The sequence below is a fragment of the Domibacillus iocasae genome (genome assembly GCF_001750285.1).
GTDB classification, from domain to species: Bacteria; Bacillota; Bacilli; order Bacillales; family Domibacillaceae; genus Domibacillus; species Domibacillus iocasae.
Window position 1 is genome coordinate 171,176 of sequence record NZ_MAMP01000006.1, and the last position, 19,427, is coordinate 190,602.

Genomic DNA, 19,427 nt, shown 5'->3' on the forward strand with positions numbered 1-19,427 from the left:
CTATGCCAGTAATTACAGACATTTATGCACGCGAAGTACTTGATTCACGTGGAAATCCAACAATTGAAGTAGAAGTATACACAGAGTCCGGCGCATTCGGACGCGCACTTGTTCCATCAGGTGCTTCAACAGGTGAATACGAAGCAGTAGAACTTCGTGATGGCGATAAAGGCCGCTACCTTGGTAAAGGCGTTGAGCAAGCTGTTAATAACGTAAATGAAGTAATCGCACCGGAAATCGTCGGCAGCTTCGTTGTAACAGATCAAATCGGCATCGATAGAGCGATGATCGAGCTTGACGGTACAGAAAACAAAGGCAAATTAGGCGCAAACGCAATCCTTGGCGTTTCAATGGCTGTTGCACATGCAGCTGCAGATTACCATGGTGTTTACCTTTATGAATACCTTGGCGGCGTAAACGGCAAGCAGCTTCCTGTTCCAATGATGAACATTGTCAACGGCGGCGAGCATGCGGATAACAACGTTGACATTCAAGAATTTATGATTATGCCTGTAGGTGCGCCTACTTTCAAAGAAGCTCTTCGTATGGGAGCGGAAATTTTCCATAACTTAAAAGCTGTTCTTCATGAAAAAGGCTTGAACACAGCAGTTGGTGACGAAGGTGGTTTCGCGCCAAACCTTGGTTCAAATGAAGAAGCACTTCAAACAATCATCGAAGCGATCGAGCGTGCTGGCTACAAGCCAGGAGAAGAAATTAAATTGGCGATGGATGCAGCATCTTCTGAGTTTTACAATAAAGAAGATGGCAAATACCATCTTTCAGGCGAAGGCGTTGTTAAAACTTCAGCTGAAATGGTTGACTGGTACGAAGAAATGGCTAATAAATATCCAATCATCTCAATTGAAGACGGTTTGGATGAAAACGACTGGGATGGCCACAAGTTGTTGACAGAACGCCTTGGCGATCGTGTTCAGCTTGTTGGTGATGACTTGTTTGTTACAAACACGAAAAAGTTGTCTGAAGGCATTAAAAATGGCGTAGGCAACTCAATCCTAATCAAAGTAAACCAAATCGGTACATTGACTGAAACATTCGATGCAATCGAAATGGCGAAACGTGCAGGCTACACAGCGGTTATCTCTCACCGTTCAGGTGAAACAGAAGACGCAACAATTGCGGACATCGCAGTTGCGACAAATGCTGGACAAATCAAAACAGGTGCTCCGTCACGTACGGACCGCGTTGCGAAATACAACCAGCTTCTTCGCATCGAAGACAACCTGGCTGAGCTTGCACAATACCTTGGAAACGACACGTTCTACAATTTGAAAAAATAAACATTCTCTGAAGCCCGGCGGCCGCCGGGCTTTTTTGCGCACATGTAGAAAGTATGATATAATGCACTCATCTATATGTTCGTCTTTAATGGAGGTAAATAACATGTTGCATACAGTGCTTATCGTACTGCTCGTGATTGTGGCGGTTTCGCTCATCGTGGTCGTTTTGCTGCAATCAGGGAAAAGTGCGGGACTTTCCGGTGCCATTTCCGGCGGTGCAGAGCAATTATTCGGAAAACAGAAAGCGCGTGGCATTGATCTAGTGCTGCACCGCTTAACGGTCGTATTATCTGTGCTGTTTTTCGTTTTAACCATTGCACTCTCTTATTTTGGTTTGTAATAAAAAAGGCGATTCGGCTGAATCGCCTTTTTTTGTGCCTGTAAGGGTATTAACATAGAAAAGAAAGGATCAATGAATATGAAATTAACATTGCCGAAACCATTTACCTTTGAAGCGGGAAAGCGGGCTGTGCTGCTTTTACATGGATTTACCGGAAATTCGTCTGATGTGCGCATGATTGGGCGCTTTCTTGAGAAAAATGGATATACATCACATGCGCCTCACTATAAAGGACATGCAGTTCCGCCGGAAGAATTGGTCAAAACAGGTCCTGAAGATTGGTGGAAGGACGTCCAAGATGGCTACAATCACCTTATCGATCTCGGTTATAAAGAAATTGCAGTATGCGGGCTGTCACTCGGCGGTGTTTTTGGGCTGAAACTCGGTTATACTAAACCTGTAAAGGGTATTGTTCCAATGTGTGCCCCGATGTCGATGAAAGACGAACAGACCATGTACAATGGAGTTGTCGAATATGCACGTGGATTTAAGAAATTTGAAGGAAAATCCACCGATGTGATTGAAAAAGAAATAGAAGCGTTCAAACAAACACCGATGAATACGTTACATGCACTTCGCGACCTTGTACAGGACGTCCGCAATCACATTGACCACATTTATGCGCCTGTACTTGTTGTTCAGGCACGCCAGGACCAAATGATTGACACGAACAGCGCCAACATTATTTTTGAAGGCGTGGAAACCGATGAAAAACAACTAAAATGGTACGAACAGTCCGGACATGTCATTACACTTGATAAAGAAAAAGAACAGCTGCATGCAGATATTCTCGACTTTCTTGAAAAGCTTGACTGGACGGTGTAACCTTGGCAAAAGGAGGCGGGTTCCGAATGGACCAGCACATAGAGAAAATCGTTGAACAATTATTGACGTATATGAAAGAAGAATCCTATAAGCCGATGACGGTACAGGAGCTTGAAGAAGTACTTGGCATCGAAGGGTCAGAAGGGTTTCGAGATTTTGTTAAGTCACTCGTTCACATGGAAGAACGCGGTCTTGTTGTAAGGACGCGGGCAAATCGGTATGGTCTGCCAGAGAAAATGAACCTTGTGCGCGGGAAAATTTCCGGCCATGCAAAAGGGTTTGCGTTTTTGCTTCCAGATGAGCAAGGGATGGACGATGTATTCATTCCACCACATGAAACGAATGGCGCGTTGAACGGCGACGTTGCACTTGTGCGTGTGACAAAAGAAGACCAAAGCGGAACACGCCGTGAAGGAACGGTTGTCCGGATTTTAGAACGCGGCCAAACAGATATAGTCGGCACGTTCATCGATAAAAAAAGCTTTGGTTTTGTGGAAACGGATGATAAAAAATTTACGGCTGATATTTTTATTCCGAAAGAAAGAACAGCCGGCGCCATTGACGGGCATAAAGTGGTTGTCCACATTACGCGCTGGCCGGAAGGAAGACAGGCAGCGGAAGGTGAAGTAAAAGAAATTATCGGTCATAAAAATGACCCCGGTGTTGATATTATGTCGATCATTTACAAGCACGGCCTGCCGCAGGAGTTTCCAGAAGAGGTATTGGAGCAAGCGAATGCCGTGCCGGATGAAATTGATCCGAAAGATATTCAAAACCGCCGCGACCTTCGTGATGAAGTGATCGTGACGATTGATGGCGCCGATGCAAAAGATCTGGATGATGCCGTAACAGTGACGAAGCTTGAAAATGGCCACTACAAGCTTGGTGTGCACATTGCCGACGTCAGTCATTACGTAACGGAAAACTCCCCGATTGACCGGGAAGCGTATGAGCGCGGCACGAGTGTATATTTGGTTGACCGAGTGATTCCGATGATTCCGCACCGTTTGTCAAATGGCATTTGTTCATTAAATCCAAAAGTCGATCGCTTAACAATGTCATGTGAAATGGAAATTAACGCTTCTGGAGAAGTTGTCAGCCACGAAATTTTTGACAGTGTTATTCGAACAACGGAACGGATGACATATTCGGATGTGAATCGAATTTTACTGGATAAAGACGAAGAACTGCGCGCGAAATATGAGCCGCTTGTGCCGTTATTCGAACAGATGGAAGAGCTCGCAGCCATTCTGCGTCAAAAACGGACTGACCGTGGTGCAATTGACTTTGATTTCAAAGAAGCAAAAGTCATTGTTGATGAAGACGGACACCCTTCTGATGTTATCATTCGAGAGCGTTCAGTTGGAGAAAAGCTCATTGAGGAATTTATGCTGGCCGCAAACGAAACGGTTGCCGAGCACTTTCATTGGATGGACGTTCCGTTTATTTACCGGATTCATGAAGATCCGAAAGAAGACAAACTGCAGCGCTTTTTTGAGTTTTTAACGAATTTTGGCCTGAATGTAAAAGGAACGGCCAATTCTGTTCATCCACGCGCTTTGCAGGAAATTATCGAAAATGTGAAAGATACACCGGAAGAAACGGTGATTTCAACCGTCATGCTTCGCTCGATGCAGCAGGCAAAATACAACCCGGACAGCTTGGGCCACTTTGGGCTAGCTGCTGAGTTTTATACACATTTCACCTCGCCGATCCGCCGCTATCCAGATTTAATCGTCCATAGGCTGATTCGCACGTATTTGGTTCAAGGAGATTTGTCGCAGCCAACGCAGGCGAAATGGGATGCGCGTCTTCCGGAGATTGCTGATCATACGTCCAGCATGGAACGCCGGGCAGTCGAGGCAGAGCGGGATACAGACGAACTGAAAAAAGCGGAATACATGCTTGATAAAATTGGCGAAGAATACGACGGTGTTATTAGCTCCGTAACGAACTTCGGGATGTTTGTTGCACTTGAGAATACGATTGAAGGTCTTGTTCACGTTTCGTATTTGACAGATGACTATTACCGCTATGATGAACGTCATTTTGCGATGATTGGTGAACGGACGGGCAACGTATTCCGGATTGGGGATGAAATTACCGTCCGTGTTCGTGATGTGAACAAAGAAGAGCAATCGGTTGATTTTGAAATTGTGGGCATGAAAAAGCAGCGTCAGCGTCCAAAACGGTTAGATGGAAAAGCGGAGAAAAAACCGCGCGGCCGGGGCAAAAAAGTGCAGGTAATTAGAAAAGAAGAGAAACCGGCAAGAAAGCCTGCGCGTCCCGATATAAAAGAGGATACTGGCGAATGGTCAAACCAGCCGCCGAAGAAAAAGAAAAAACGCAAATTTTACGAAGGAATACCGAAGAAAAAGAAACGCAAGTAAGAAAGCAGGGGGACACGCCAATGCCAAAGGGAGAAGGAAAAGTGCTCGCGCAAAATAAAAAAGCGCGCCACGATTACTTTATTGAAGAAACGTACGAAGCGGGCTTGGTGCTGTTAGGAACGGAAATTAAAGCAATCCGTGCGGGACGTGTGAATTTAAAAGATTCATTCGCCCGCATTCGGAACGGCGAACTATTCGTTCATAATATGCACATCAGCCCGTATGAGCAGGGAAATATTCATAATCATGAACCGCTCCGCACGAGAAAGCTTCTGCTGCACCGGAAACAAATTAACGCACTCATCGGGGAAACAAAGGAAGCGGGTTATTCCATTGTTCCGTTAAAGCTTTACTTAAAAGACGGCTATGCAAAGCTGTTAATTGGCCTTGCCAAAGGGAAAAAGAAATACGACAAACGTGATGATCTGAAGCAAAAAGAAGCGAAGCGCGACATTGAGCGCGCGTTCCGAGATCGTCAAAAAGGTTGAGTTGCAGGAGAAAATGTAGTATAATTGATTTTGTCACTAAACGAGCAGACAAGCTCCGGACGACACCTTCTATCTAGGGGACGTTACGGATTCGACAGGGGTAGTTCGAGCCTGGGCTGCGGGTCAGAGGGTCGGCTCTGTCAAAACGCACTTGCCTATAATAACTGGCAAACAACAAACACAACTACAAGCTGCCTAATTAACTTTAGGTTAGCCTGTGCTCCTCCCGCTGTTGTCCGTGCAGTCGGGTAAGGGGCCCACTTTAAGCGGACTACGCTCGATTCCTCCGTCTGGGGATGACAGAAGAGACTAATCAGACTGGCCGATCCAAACGCCTGCTGTGCGGCAGATGGACCGGCGAGATTCAAATAGCATAGCTACACCCGTAGACGCTCAGGTGCCGTTATCTTTGGACGCGGGTTCGACTCCCGCCGTCTCCATACTTGTATGGGGCACTATCAAAAGCCTTGCGAATTTCGCAAGGCTTTTTTGTATTTAGATAGAGAAGGTAGTTTACATCCTTCATTGATCGACGAATAAAAAGAGCTGGTATACCGCAGAGATCTCCGGCGTATATCAGGTTATGCTAATTAGCAGTAGGAAGTCATTGAAAAGAAATGGGCGGCATATATTTGTAAAAAAGTCTGGAAAGAACTTATTTGAGAAAGAAAAATAGAAACTTGCTTTATTGTCTAATGAATATCTTGACTATTTCTTTGTATAAAACGTATGTCGGGGAAGAGGAATGTGATTTTTTGCCGTCCATGCTGCATTAAGTGAAACGATTTTAAAAAGAATGGAACAGCTGGGGGTGATTTGAATGAAAAAAATCATCATTATTGGTGCGGGGGGACATGCAAGTGTTTTGATAGATGCGATCGAAAAAGAGAAGAAATATTCAATATATGGAATTGTCGATCCGGTTCGTCCTGTTAATACAATTATTTATGGATATCGGGTCATTGGGACAGAAGGCGTGCTGCCGCAAATAAATAAGCACATTCACGGGGGAATTGCCGCGATTGAAGATAACTGGAGCCGGAAAAAAGTAGTTCAAACCATTCGTGCACTTGTCCCTAACTTTTCATTTATTTCATCCATTCACCCAGCAGCGTGTGTCAGCAGTGATGTCAAAATAGGAGATGGAACGATTGTTATGGCTGGTGCTGTCATTAACCGGAATACGATTATTGGAGAGCAGTGTATCATTAACACGAATTCCTCTGTTGATCATGGCTGTATTCTGGGTGATTACGTTAGCATCGCGCCAGGAGCGACGCTTGGAAGAAATGTGAAAATAGGCAATAGTGCGGCTATTTCATTAGGCGCCAACGTCATTCACTCTGTGCGCATCGGAGAACATACTGTTATTGGAGCCGGCTCCACTGTCTTGCGAAATATAGACCCATATAGCGTTGCATATGGGACACCGGCGAAAATAATCCGGTCTAGAAATCAAGAAGACAGCTATTTATCATGAGTTAGGGAAGGCAGAAAAAGTGCTGATGATGAAAAGCGAAAAAGCTTTATTTGTTGCAAAGAAAAGCCGTGCTTTCCTCATTCAGTCAATGGAAATAAATTCATCCTTAATTCTGACGTTAGTGCGCGTTAAGAAAAAAGAATCAATTTGATAAGTGGGTACGATTTCTTTTAGAAGTTTCTTTATTTCATCATTCGTTTGTTCCCCACCTGGAGAATAAACAAGGTTTTCCAGCTGGCTGATCCAAAGCGGCATATCCATTTCGGTTAAGTCAGCCGGTTTTGCTACATAAATGAGTTCATGTCTGGATGACATATTGCCTTCTTCCGTTGTGAATAATTCTTCGTACAGTTTTTCTCCCGGGCGTATTCCTGTATAGCGGATTTGAATGTCTTTATCTGGCGTCAGACCGTAAAGTTTAATTAAATTTCGGGCTAATTCACTGATTTTGACCGGCTTGCCCATATCCAGAATAAAAATTTCGCCCCCTTCCGCAAGGGCCCCTGCTTGAATAACGAGCTGAACAGCTTCTGGAATTGTCATAAAGTAACGTGTCATATCACGGTGTGTCACTGTAACCGGGCCGCCATTTTTTATTTGTTCTGTAAATAAAGGGATGACACTGCCTCTGCTACCCAGCACATTTCCGAATCGAACCGCTACAAAGTTGGTGTTGCTTTTTTGATTTACGTTTTGAATGATCAGTTCAGCGATTCGTTTTGTCACACCCATGACGCTGGTCGGGTTTACCGCTTTATCGGTCGATATTTGAACATACGTCTCCACGTCGTATTGATGAGCACATTCCGCTAAATTTTTTGTACCGAATATGTTATTTTTGATCGCTTCTGTTGGATTATGTTCCATTAAAGGCACATGTTTATGGGCAGCCGCGTGAAAAACAACTTGAGGACGGTGAACAGAGAAAATATGCTCCATCCGTTTTTTGTCCTGAATGTCTGCAATAAGTGCTTTTATGGAGAGGTAGGGATATAACCGTTCAAGTTCTTTTTCGATCGTATAAATACTGTTTTCGCCATGACCAAGCAAAAGCAATTGTTTTGGTTTAAAAGAAGAAATCTGCCGGCAAATTTCGGAGCCGATCGAGCCGCCAGCCCCGGTAATTAAAACCGTTTTTTCTTGTACATAGTTGGAAATGCTAAGAATATCTAATTGAATGGGCGGCCGGCCAAGCAGATCCTCTACATTCACTTCACGAATCATGTTCATCGTAATACGGCCATTAATAATATCCGAAATTCGTGGCAGAATTTTCACATCTACGCCGCTTTTTTGGCAGCTGTTTACGATATTAGTGATATCACTTCCCGAAGCAGAAGGGATCGCAATGATGGCCACTTCAATATTGAATTTTTTAATGACTTTTTCGATATCGCGGCTTGTGCCGGCCACAGGCATGTTTCTCACTTGAAGGCCAAGCTTTTCTGGATCATCGTCAAGAAAGGCAACCGGGTATAAGGAGGAGTCGATCGATTTTTTTAATTCTTTTACGACTAAAATACCTGCACTGCCGGCACCGATAATTAACGTTCTTTTTCCTTTTTTATTCATCATTCCTTTATTTTCATTGAAGGACCATAAAATAAGGCGTGTAAATAAAAAAGCGCACAATGTAATGCCCCATGTCATAATAAGAAGAGAGTGGGATAATTTCACCACCTCCCACTCTGAGAGAATAAAGTGAAGGGTACCGGCTGTAATAAATGTAAAAACGAAACTTTTACTGATGACCTTCGTTTCGCCTATACTCGCAAAACGCCATAAGTGTCGGTAATGGCGGAACAAATGAAATCCGGCAATCAATGTGGTCCAAAACAACAGGAAGATGTAAGCAATTTCATATAGGGTGATGTTTCTGTTGTTTTCATAAAAAAGAAAGCAGGAGCTGATGACAGAAATAAATATGATCATGGAATCCATTAAAAGCGCCAGTGCATATATTTTGTTTCGACTCATAAAAACACCCCTTTTCCATTCTTTTTTATTTTCTTTACTGTATATGAACGCATAGAAGGGAATGTGATAATATTTCTAAAAAATGGGAATTAACCTAATGGTAAGAAGGGTAAATAAGAACGAAAACGTAATAAACATAAAAAAAGAAATTGCCGGATCCGGCAATTTCTTTTTTTATAGGTGAATAATATTATCTTTTCATATTGTTTTGAATGCCAAAACGTGCGTTTAACTGTCCTTTAATCATACTGCGTTTTAGTTTCTCTTCATCCGGCTTTTTCTTCATTTCCTGTCTGATTTCAAATGTTCGTACGCCATCTTCCATCTGATTGGCAATATCCATTAATGTTTCTACATCACCGAAAGAATATTTTCTCGTTCCGCGCTGAGAACGATCAGGAAAAATAAGCTGCCGCTCTTCGTAATAACGGATTTGACGCTCGGACAGACCCGTCAGTTCGCTAACAATGCCGATCGTAATGACCTTTTTTGTTTTATAACTTTTTTCTTCTTCTGTCATGGAATCACCTCGAAATGGGATACTTCTCTATTATATATTAATTAAGGAAAATATGTAACAAAATTATGTTATATTTTATAACAAGTAAATTTTAATGTTAGATTATATAACATTTATTATGACTACTTCTTTTAATTTCCCTATAATCAACACTATCAACAGCCACCAAGGAGGATGTTAAGATGACAAAAGAAAAAATTGTACTAATCGGAAATGGAATGGCCGGTGTCCGTTCTATTGAAGAATTATTAAAAATAGATTCAGACCGCTTTCACATTACGATTTTTGGGGAAGAGCCGTATCCGAACTATAACCGCATTCAATTATCAAAAGTCCTGCAGGGGGACACAGAAATTGCAGATATTACATTAAACGACTGGAACTGGTACGCAAAAAACAATATTCAAATTTATTCTGGCGAAAAAGTAATGCAGATTGACGCAGAAAACAAAGCGGTTCATACCGATAAAAAACGCGTAGTAGCATACGATAAATTAATTATTGCCACAGGGTCTGTTCCATTTATCATTCCGGTGCCGGGTCACGAAAAGGAAGGCGTGACGGCATTTCGTGATATTAAAGACTGTGAAAAAATGATCAACACGTCGAAAGAATATAAAAAAGCCTCTGTCATCGGCGGCGGCCTTCTCGGCCTGGAAGCGGCGCGCGGCTTGCTCAACTTGGGAATGGACGTCAATGTGATTCATCTTGCGGACGTTTTGATGGAGCGCCAGCTAGATGAAACAGCTGGCAAAATGCTTCAAAAAGAATTGGAAAAGCAAGGCATGTCGTTTTTGATGAATAAGCAAACAGCGGAAATTCTAGGAGAAGATCGGGTAGAAGGAATCAGGTTTGGAGATGGGGAGCAAATTGAAACGGATCTTGTCGTCATGGCGGCGGGTATTCGGCCGAATACTTCCCTTGCAAAAGAGAGCGGCATTGCTGTCAACCGCGGTATTTTGGTCAATGATTATATGGAAACAAACATCCCGGACGTCTATGCGGTCGGCGAATGTGCAGAACACCGTGAAGTGGTATACGGCTTGGTCGCACCACTTTATGAGCAAGGAAAAGCAATGGCTGCACATATTTGCGATGAGCCGGCGGCTGGATACGAAGGTTCTGTCTTATCCACTCAATTAAAAGTGTCGGGCGTGGATGTGTTCTCGGTTGGAGAAATCGTAGAAGAAGAAGAAACGAAAACGATTAAAATGTTTGATGACTGGAAAGGCGTCTATAAAAAGGTTTTAATCCGCGATGGAAAAATGGCAGGGGCTGTCCTGTTTGGCGATACGAGCGAAGGCAACAAGCTGCTTCGCCTCATTAACAAAAAAGCAGACGTGGAGGAATACATCGGGGCAGCGGAAGAAGCAGCCAGCGGTGCAGGCCTCGTCGCATCAATGGACGATAGTGAACTGATCTGCGGCTGTAACGGTGTATCCAAAGGCGACATTGTCTGTGCGATTAAAGAAAAGGACTTAACGACTGTGGATGAAGTAAAAGGCTGTACAAGCGCGTCCCGTTCATGCGGCGGCTGCAAACCACTTGTCGCCGACCTGCTGGCCCATACACTGGGCGATAGTTTTGATGCATCCATTCAAAAAGAAGCCATCTGCGGCTGTACCACACTTTCACGTGATGAAGTCGTGGAAGCGATCCGTGAAAAAGGCTTGTCGCATACACGTGAAGTAATGAATGTGCTCGGCTGGAGCACGGAAGGCGGCTGCTCGAAATGCCGTCCGGCGTTAAACTACTACCTCGGTATGATTAAGCCAAAAGAATATGAAGACGAAAAAGAATCCCGGTTTGTCAATGAACGTATGCACGGCAATATTCAAAAAGATGGCACGTATTCAGTTGTGCCACGGATGTACGGCGGCGTGACATCAGCGGAAGATTTACGAAAAATTGCCGATGTCGCAGACAAATACAAGGTGCCGCTTATTAAAGTAACCGGTGGCCAGCGGATTGACTTGTTCGGCGTGAAAAAAGAAGACCTGCCGGGCATGTGGGCGGACTTGGATATGCCATCCGGCTACGCATACGGGAAAACGCTCCGGACTGTAAAAACATGTGTTGGGGAAAGCTTTTGCCGATTCGGTACACAGGATTCTATGGGTTTGGGTGTCCGGATGGAAAAGAAATTTGAGCGCATTGGCACGCCGCATAAATTTAAAATGGCGGTTTCCGCCTGCCCGCGCAACTGTGCAGAATCGGGCATCAAGGATCTCGGTGTTGTTGGTGTGGACGGCGGCTGGGAACTTTATGTCGGCGGTAACGGCGGCACACATTTACGAGCGGCTGACTTATTCTGTAAGGTCAAAACCGATGAAGAAGTGATGGAAATGATTGGCGCATTCATGCAATATTACCGAGAGGATGCCGTTTATCTCGAACGGACATCGGTTTGGGTAGAGCGTGTCGGGCTGGATCACATCAAAGAAGTGCTGGCTGATAAAGCGACACGGGACGCACTAAATGCCCGGATTGATGAGGCATTGTCTGTCACGAAAGAGCCATGGAAAGAAGTTATTGACAGCGAAAAAACACGCAAAGAATTATATGAAACTGAACTCGTCAGCGCGACAAAATAAAAGGGGGCCGTGAACATGGAAAAAGTAATGGAAAAAGTGCGGATCGCCTCGATTCAGGATCTGCCGGAGAAAATGGGCAAAACCGTCCGGGTGGGCGAACTGGAATTGGCTGTTTTTAAGCTGGGAAATGGAAAGGTGACGGCGATTGAAAATCGATGCCCGCATAAAGGCGGGGTGCTCGCAGAAGGCATTGTGAGCGGCGAGCACGTCTTCTGCCCGATGCATGACTGGAAAATCTGCACGACCGACGGCCAGGTGCAGGCCCCGGATGTCGGCTGTGTCTCAACGTATAAAGCGGTAGTTGAAAATGACGACGTGTTTCTATTGATCTAAAAAGGAGGCGGACCAAGATGGGGGCTGTATATATTGTAGGAGCAGGACCGGGCGACCCGGAACTGATTACGGTAAAAGCACTGAAAGCGATCCGGAAAGCGGATGTGATTTTATACGACCGGCTGGTCAATAAAGAGCTGCTCGATGAAGCGAAGCCATCGGCCGTCCGCGTCTTTTGCGGCAAGTTTCCAGGCAATCATGTGATGACACAGGACCGGATCAACCGCCTGCTTGTTAAATTCGCCTCAAAAGGAAAATGTGTCGTCCGGCTGAAAGGCGGCGACCCCTTCGTGTTCGGCCGCGGCGGTGAAGAAGCCGCCTATGTGAAAGGGTTCGGGATTCCGGTTCAGGTCATTCCCGGTATTACAGCGGGGATCGCCGCACCGGCCTATGCGGATATCCCGATTACGCACCGTGAATACGGCAACTCATTTGCGGTCGTAACCGGTCATCAAATGGACGGCAAAAAAGAAACGGACTGGGCGCAGCTGGCCACATCTGTGGATACACTTGTCGTTTATATGGGAATGAAGAATTTAGCGGGCATTGCTGAAGCATTGATCCAACATGGTCGTGATGAATCAATGATGGCAGCTGTCATTGAACACGGTACAACAGATGCACAGCGTGTTGTCACAGCTCCTCTTAAGAGCATTGCGGCAGAAGCAAAAAAACAAGCTATTGGAAATCCGGCAGTGATTGTGGTCGGGGATGTGGTGAACTGCCGGAAACAGATGCAGCGTGAGATGGCAGCTGTGGCGGCATATTGAGAAGGTGTATGCATTGACTCTCTCTTGGATGTCCTGTACCATTATCTTTAATTCAAGATAATGAAGGCTGAAAGGTGGGAACAGTGTGAAGCATCTTTTTCAAAAAGGAACAAATAACCGTGTGCTGCTTTTACTGCACGGAACGGGCGGGACAGAGCAGGATTTACTTCCGCTTGCTGAAAGGATTGATCCCGCAGCGTCGGTTTTAAGTGTCAGAGGCAATGTGCTTGAAAACGGCATGCCGCGTTTTTTTAAACGCTTGGCAGAAGGAGTATTTGATGAAGAAGATCTCATTTTTCGCACAAATGAATTAAATGAATTTTTAAACGAAGCAGCGCGTGAGCATAGTTTTGACCGGAACGAAGTGGTGGCGGTCGGCTACTCAAATGGCGCTAACATAGCGGCAAGCTTGTTGTTTCATTATGAGGATGCACTAAAAGGTGCAATTCTTCATCATCCGATGGTGCCGAGACGCGGTATTAAACTACCGGATCTGCAAGGCGTGCCGGTTTTTATCACTGCTGGAAAAAATGACCCAATTTGTCCTGCTACGGAAACGGACGATTTAAAGCAGCTGCTGGACGGCGCAGGTGCCAAAGTGGATGTTCATTGGGAGATGAATGGCCATATGCTGAGCGGAACGGAAGTCCAGGCGGCCGCAGAATGGTATAAACAGACACTATCTTAATAAAAAAACCAGAAAGAAGCATGCCTTCTTTCTGGTTTTTTTATTGAATTATCGTGTTTTGACAGTAAAAAGGGAATGTGAAATAGTAGAATTATCATGAATAAAAAGAGGTGGATTATGATTCAAGTGAAAGCAAAACGCATAGTGGACGGACAAGGGCGGGTCGTATTGCCGAAAGCGGTGCGTAAAAAGCTGGACATTCAACCGGAGGACCGTGTGATAGTGATAGCAAAACAAGATGAAATTGTCATTAAAAAACACGTAGATCAAGTAGAAGAAGAGAAGGTTTGCTATGTCACAGGGGTCGCCTCAGCAGAGTGCCAGCCATTTAGCGGCGGCATTGAATTAAGCAAGGAAGCAGCGCTCCTTCTTTTGGAAGAAATGAAGTCTAAACAGTAAACAATTGGCGTATAGTTAAAAGTGTGCTAATTTAAAGAGTGGAAATCGAATGAAGGAGAACTAAAATGGATTTTATCACTCTATTAAAAGCAGTTATTCTTGGTCTTGTTGAAGGGCTTACCGAATTTGCTCCGGTCTCGTCTACAGGCCACATGATTATTGTCGATGAGATGTGGCTGCAATCGCAGCAGTTTTTGGGGAAATATGCGGCTAACACGTTTAAAATTGTCATTCAGCTCGGATCGATTTTAGCTGTTGTTGTAATGTTTCGAAATAGGTTTATTGATTTACTGGGTTTGAAAAAAGAAACACGCGGGCAGGAGGGACGTCTTCGGCTGACACACGTTCTTGTTGGCTTGCTGCCAGCTGGAATACTAGGTGTTTTGTTTGAAGATTTTATTGATGAACATTTGTTTTCAACAGAAACGGTGTTGATTGGCCTTGTTATCGGCGGGTTTTGGATGATTGCTGCTGATTTGCTCGGACGGAATAAGCGGACAGTGGAGACAGTTGATCAAATTACATACAAACAGGCCCTTACTGTCGGGATCATTCAATGCCTATCTCTTTGGCCGGGCTTTTCACGATCTGGTGCTACGATCTCAGGCGGTGTTATGCTTGGCATGAGCCACCGGGCAGCAGCGGACTTTACCTTTATTATGGCTGTCCCGATTATGGCCGGAGCCAGTTTTATTTCACTCTTGAAAAATTGGCAGTATTTTACGATGGACGCACTGCCATTTTTTGTTGTTGGCTTTATCAGCGCATTCGTTTTTGCGCTTATCTCGATTAAATTTTTCTTGAAACTCATTAACCGTGTAAAACTGATTCCATTCGCCATTTATCGGATCGTGCTGGCGGCGGTCGTTTATTTTATCTTTCTTTAAACGGAGACACCTGTCTCCGTTTTTTTATGCGTAATAATTAACTATGCTTGTATCATTCGAGAAAATCGAAAGAAGTGGTATGATAGGTTTCATTACGCAAAAGACGTGAACGGAACGGTAGAAGAAGCAGCGAAGCGGATTGGCGGAGGGCTGCAAAAAGAAAAACTCAGCGTTCTTTGATTTTTCGATATCAAAAAAATTAACTGAAAAGGGCTCGATTTCGATCAATCATATAAAATTTTAGAGATGTGCAATCCTGCGGAAGAGAAAAATGTATTATAGAAGTTGATCTTATCACTTTTCCTTCTGCTTTTGTGTGAGCGCCGTTTTGGATTGCTGCTGACGATACAGTGCAAGCAATTGCTAAAAATGCAGAAGCAAATATAAAAGCGGTCATTGACCGAGTTTGATTTAGGGAAAGCGGGCATGATAAAATTACAGCACGAATTGATCCCGCAGGCAGCCGTCTGCGGTTTTTTCACAATGGAGGTTTATATGAACGAAACAAAAATCGAACAGTTAAAAGGAATTACAGCCGGTGTCAATACGGACAATGGCGACGATTTTCTTTATTCAATGGAAGAATTGAAGAATTTGGCCGAAGCATGCGGCATTGATGTGAAAGGTGAGCTGACACAAAATTTGCCGCGTGTCCATTCGGCGCTTTATATGGGAACCGGGAAAGTGGAGGAATTGAAAAACCTTGCTGAACAGATGGAAGCGGACGTTGTCATTTTTGACAGCGAACTGTCGCCGTCCCAAATTCGCAATCTTGAAAAAGAACTCGACTGCGAAGTCATTGACCGGACAATGCTCATTTTAGATATATTCGGCCGGCGTGCCAAAACGAAAGAAGCGCAGCTGCAAGTGGAGATGGCAAGGCTTCAGTACATGCTGCCACGTCTTGTCGGCACGTATGTGGCCCTTGGACGGCAGGGGGGCGGATCAGGTTTTAAAAACCGTGGTGCCGGTGAAACAAAGCTCGAGCTCGACCGCCGGAAAATCGAATCGAAAATATCCTATTTACGCAAAGAACTGGCAAAAATTTCTGAGCAGCGGACGGTGCAGCGCAGACAGCGGCAAAAAAACAATATGCCCGTTGCCGCGCTTGTTGGTTATACGAATGCGGGAAAATCGACGGTCTTGAATGCGATGCTTCAGACGTATGGCGGAGACGGAGCGGAAGTATTTGAAAAAGATATGCTGTTTGCGACCCTTGATACATCCGTCCGCAGCATCGAACTGCCAGATAAAAAAGAATTTTTGCTTGCCGATACTGTTGGATTCGTGAACAAGCTGCCTCATCATCTTGTCAAAGCGTTTCGTTCGACACTGGAAGAAGCGGCGGAAGCAGATGTGCTTGTCCATGTGATTGACGTATCAAGCTCTCAGTTTGAGACGATGATGGACATTACCGAAAAAACACTCGCCGATATTGGCGCAAAAAACATGCCGGTTATTTACGCATACAATAAAGCCGATCTTGCGGGCATTGAGTATCCGGAAGCAGCCGGAGATTCGGTTTATTTATCCGCAAAAGAGCGGGCCGGTATTACGGAGCTGACCAATGTGCTGAAGCGTCATTTATTTAAAGACTACGTTCGCGCTACATTGCTTATTCCGTTTGATGAAGGGGAGGTGGTTTCTTATTTTAATGAACATACCGCCATTCTTAAAACGGAATACGAGGAAAATGGAACGAAGCTGACGGTAGAGTGCAATCGGGCAGATTATGAAAAATACAAGTCATTTGTTGTGAAATAATGAACCAGTACGTCTTTTGAGTGCTTTTGTGAGTGTAAAGAAAATAAAAGGTGATATGTTAGGCAGCAAGAGTCCTGTTTTCATACAGGATTTTGCTGCCTATTTTTGGCTTCAGCCACTTTCGGATATAAGAAAAGGAAATTACTTCACGAACGGAGCTCTTTTTAGAAGCAGGGGTATAAGTGAAAATTTTCTTATTTGTCCTTCAAGAACTTTTTTTGAATATTACAATAAAGATTTTAAAAAAACAAAAGCAATATTTTAAAAATATAATCTTTATGAATGCGTTATCATTATTCCATAAACTGAAAACGCTTTCTCGTATAAGCATTCATTTTGATAAACACCTATTTAGAAAGAGGAGGAGTTTTATATGGAAGGAAAAGGGAAGATTTCATTGCCAGCATCTGTTGAACAATCATGGGATGTTCTGATGGATCCCGAGGCATTAAAAAATAGTATCATGGGCTGTAAAAAACTTGATGTGGTAGCAGAAAATAAATATGAGGCAGACATTTCAATGGGGGTAGCTGCTGTAAAAGGGGATTACTTCTCAACGATTGAATTAACCAATATTCAAAAGCCAGAAAGCTACCGAATGATTATTAAAGGGGATGGAGCTTCAGGGAGCATCGAAGCGATTGCGGATGTAAGCCTGGAAGCAGTAGATGAAACAAAAACGATTCTTCATTACTCATATGAAGCAGAAGTTGGCGGGAAAGTGGCAATGGTTGGCCAGCGTATGCTTGGCGGAGTTGCAAAGCTTGTGATTAAAGATTTCTTTAAGAAATTTGAAAAAGAATTAAAAAAAGTAGAGTCAAGTCGCTAATTATTATATCAATCGGCAGAAAGGGGCGCTTTTTGAATGAAATTAGGAACAATGTTGAATTTTGCTGTTAAAAGATATCCAGACCATGTCGCTTTAGTTCAAGATGATAAATCTTACACGTATAACCAATTAAATGCAGAGGCGGAGAAGGTGGCGGCTTCTCTGCAGCACATGAACATTCAAAAACAGGACCGCGTTGTTGTTATATTGAAGAATCGAATCGAAAATGTCATGATTTATTGGGCGTTGCAAAAAATTGGCGCTATTTATACGCCATTGAACCACCGTTTATCCGCAAAAGAAGTGGAATACTGTGTAAGTGACGCTGAAGCGAAAGCGGTTGTATATGAAGCAGCGAGCCGGGCTTCTGTACTTGGCGCAAACTTAACAGATAAACCGATTTTAATCGGGATTGAAGACGGGGACGGTGTGGACATTTCTTATCCGGAACTGGTAGAAAAAAGCCCGGGGAGCTACGAAAAACCAGATCTAGATGAAAATGATATTTCGCTCATGCTTTACACATCAGGAACAACAGGGCGTCCAAAAGGGGTTCCGAGAACTCACCGCAATGAATACGCGGCAGCGATGGCACACATTGTTCAAAACCAATACCAACTATGGGAAAGCACTCTTGGGGTCATGCCGCTTTACCATACAATGGGTGTGCGTTCGCTTCTTTCAATGACATTCTTAAATGGAAAGTTTGCCCTTCTGCCAGACTTTGATTCAAGAGATGCGTTATCGATTGTAGAAAAAGAGAAAGTCACGTCTTTATATTTAGTTCCTACTCTTTACCACGATATGTTAAATCACGCTGAATTTCATAATTATAACCTTTCAAGCCTTAAAAAAATTGGCTACGCGGGTGCAGCGATGACAACGACGCTCGCTAACCAGTGTGTAGAGCTATTAAAACCGGACATTTTTGTGAATCATTACGGCAGTACAGAAGTATATACATTCACGATTTGCCCTGATGTACACAGCAAGCCTGGAAGTGCAGGGAAACCGGGAATTCATCAAGAAATCCGTTTAGTAAAACCTGATCCGGATGGTCTTTCTACCCCTGATGATGTTGTCGGAATAAAAGAACCTGGCGAAATTATCGCAAATTTGGAGTCCATCGAAGCGTTTAAAGGATATTGGAACCGTCCGGACGCAACAAGCAAATCTATTCGAGATGGCTGGTATTTCACAGGTGATATCGGTTTTCTTGATGAAGACGGGGATTTATTCGTCGTCGGCCGTGTAGATGATATGGTTATTTCTGGAGGGGAAAACATTCATCCGCTTGAAGTAGAGGATTGTCTTGCGCAACATCCGAAAGTATTGGAAGCAACGGTTATTGGAGAACCTGACGATCGCTGGGGACAAATTGTTTCCGCTTACATTATTCCGAAAGATCCAACTGTAACGGCACAGGAGTTAGATGAGTTTTGTAAAAACCATGCCAACATGTCGAATTTCAAAAGACCTCGTAAATATACATTTGTAAAAGAAATACCAAAAAGCCCAGTCGGCAAAATTTTACGCAGAAAATTGCGCGATGGGGAGTTTGTAGAAGTAAATGATTCAAATGAAGCAGTCAGCCAATAAAATTTAATTTCAAATGGGGGACGAAAAAATGTCGGTTACAGAACAAACATACGACCATATTCGAATTGAGAAAAACGCAGAAAAGAAAACAGCGGAGATTATCTTTGACCGCCCGGAGAAAATGAACTATATCAGCATGGCGGGAAGAGACCAGCTCGGCGGCATTTTTGATCTGCTAAATGCAGATGATGATGTTCGTGTGATCATCCTAAAAGGAGCAGGGGACGTTTGTTTCTGTGCCGGAGG

Annotated in this window: 19 protein-coding genes and 1 other RNA gene; 18 read left to right on the top strand and 2 right to left on the bottom strand. The window is 43.9% G+C overall.

All coding sequences use genetic code 11. From position 1 onward, the window contains the following. The first annotated feature begins 2 nt into the window (after positions 1-2). The 7 genes from eno to BA724_RS03725 all read left to right on the top strand — a co-directional run bounded on the left by eno (position 3) and on the right by BA724_RS03725 (position 6,821). Entirely contained in the window at positions 3-1,298 is a 1,296-nt protein-coding gene (gene eno, locus BA724_RS03695; RefSeq protein ID WP_069937325.1) for a phosphopyruvate hydratase, read from the top strand. Between the two features lie 103 nt (positions 1,299-1,401). Next, on the top strand, positions 1,402-1,638 hold the full coding sequence (gene secG, locus BA724_RS03700) for a preprotein translocase subunit SecG (protein WP_425388977.1): 237 nt from the start codon (positions 1,402-1,404) through the stop codon (positions 1,636-1,638). 78 nt (positions 1,639-1,716) lie between these two features. Beyond that, the gene (locus tag BA724_RS03705; RefSeq protein ID WP_069937326.1) at positions 1,717-2,463 is read left to right on the top strand and encodes an alpha/beta hydrolase; all 747 of its coding nucleotides are present in this window, start codon (positions 1,717-1,719) and stop codon (positions 2,461-2,463) included. Between the two features lie 26 nt (positions 2,464-2,489). Further along, complete coding sequence (rnr, locus tag BA724_RS03710) at positions 2,490-4,853, top strand: ribonuclease R (RefSeq protein ID WP_069937327.1); 2,364 nt, start codon at positions 2,490-2,492, stop codon at positions 4,851-4,853. Between the two features lie 20 nt (positions 4,854-4,873). After that, a complete protein-coding gene (gene smpB / locus BA724_RS03715; protein WP_069937358.1) occupies positions 4,874-5,341 on the top strand; it encodes an SsrA-binding protein SmpB in 468 nt (155 codons plus the stop codon). 76 nt (positions 5,342-5,417) lie between these two features. Further along, positions 5,418-5,784: a transfer-messenger RNA gene (gene ssrA, locus BA724_RS03720) on the top strand. Between the two features lie 377 nt (positions 5,785-6,161). Further along, the gene (locus BA724_RS03725; RefSeq protein ID WP_069937328.1) at positions 6,162-6,821 is read left to right on the top strand and encodes an acetyltransferase; all 660 of its coding nucleotides are present in this window, start codon (positions 6,162-6,164) and stop codon (positions 6,819-6,821) included. A gap of 81 nt (positions 6,822-6,902) precedes the next feature. Here BA724_RS03725 and BA724_RS03730 read toward each other — a convergent pair whose 3' ends face one another. Both BA724_RS03730 and BA724_RS03735 read right to left on the bottom strand, forming a co-directional pair. Continuing rightward, the gene (locus tag BA724_RS03730) at positions 6,903-8,798 is read right to left on the bottom strand and encodes a polysaccharide biosynthesis protein (protein ID WP_069937329.1); all 1,896 of its coding nucleotides are present in this window, start codon (positions 8,796-8,798) and stop codon (positions 6,903-6,905) included. Between the two features lie 190 nt (positions 8,799-8,988). Beyond that, positions 8,989-9,318, bottom strand: a complete 330-nt coding sequence (locus BA724_RS03735; RefSeq protein ID WP_069937330.1) for a MerR family transcriptional regulator — start codon at positions 9,316-9,318, stop codon at positions 8,989-8,991. Between the two features lie 182 nt (positions 9,319-9,500). Here BA724_RS03735 and nirB point away from each other — a divergent pair, with 182 nt between their 5' ends. From nirB to BA724_RS03785, 11 genes are all read left to right on the top strand, one after another. Next, complete coding sequence (gene nirB, locus BA724_RS03740; protein WP_069937331.1) at positions 9,501-11,912, top strand: nitrite reductase large subunit NirB; 2,412 nt, start codon at positions 9,501-9,503, stop codon at positions 11,910-11,912. Between the two features lie 15 nt (positions 11,913-11,927). Continuing rightward, positions 11,928-12,245 (top strand): nitrite reductase small subunit NirD, encoded by a 318-nt coding sequence (gene nirD, locus BA724_RS03745; protein ID WP_069937332.1) that lies wholly within the window; start codon positions 11,928-11,930, stop codon positions 12,243-12,245. Positions 12,246-12,262: 17 nt separating this feature from the next. Then, positions 12,263-13,015: a uroporphyrinogen-III C-methyltransferase gene (gene cobA, locus BA724_RS03750; RefSeq protein WP_069937333.1), complete on the top strand. Its 753-nt coding sequence runs from the start codon at positions 12,263-12,265 to the stop codon at positions 13,013-13,015. Positions 13,016-13,100: 85 nt separating this feature from the next. Then, positions 13,101-13,703, top strand: coding sequence for an alpha/beta hydrolase (locus BA724_RS03755; RefSeq protein ID WP_069937334.1), 603 nt, complete (start codon positions 13,101-13,103; stop codon positions 13,701-13,703). Between the two features lie 117 nt (positions 13,704-13,820). After that, positions 13,821-14,102, top strand: coding sequence for an AbrB/MazE/SpoVT family DNA-binding domain-containing protein (locus BA724_RS03760; protein WP_069937335.1), 282 nt, complete (start codon positions 13,821-13,823; stop codon positions 14,100-14,102). A gap of 65 nt (positions 14,103-14,167) precedes the next feature. Continuing rightward, a complete protein-coding gene (locus tag BA724_RS03765; protein ID WP_069937336.1) occupies positions 14,168-14,989 on the top strand; it encodes an undecaprenyl-diphosphate phosphatase in 822 nt (273 codons plus the stop codon). A gap of 495 nt (positions 14,990-15,484) precedes the next feature. Continuing rightward, the gene (hflX, locus tag BA724_RS03770; RefSeq protein WP_141719865.1) at positions 15,485-16,753 is read left to right on the top strand and encodes a GTPase HflX; all 1,269 of its coding nucleotides are present in this window, start codon (positions 15,485-15,487) and stop codon (positions 16,751-16,753) included. A 28-nt stretch (positions 16,754-16,781) separates the two neighbouring features. Beyond that, entirely contained in the window at positions 16,782-17,018 is a 237-nt protein-coding gene (locus tag BA724_RS18240) for a hypothetical protein (protein ID WP_141719864.1), read from the top strand. Positions 17,019-17,126: 108 nt separating this feature from the next. Then, entirely contained in the window at positions 17,127-17,582 is a 456-nt protein-coding gene (locus BA724_RS03775; protein WP_069937337.1) for an SRPBCC family protein, read from the top strand. 36 nt (positions 17,583-17,618) lie between these two features. Next, positions 17,619-19,181, top strand: coding sequence for an AMP-binding protein (locus tag BA724_RS03780; protein ID WP_083256043.1), 1,563 nt, complete (start codon positions 17,619-17,621; stop codon positions 19,179-19,181). A gap of 28 nt (positions 19,182-19,209) precedes the next feature. Beyond that, a partial coding sequence (locus BA724_RS03785; protein WP_211272209.1) for an enoyl-CoA hydratase/isomerase family protein occupies positions 19,210-19,427 on the top strand: 218 nt, incomplete at its 3' end.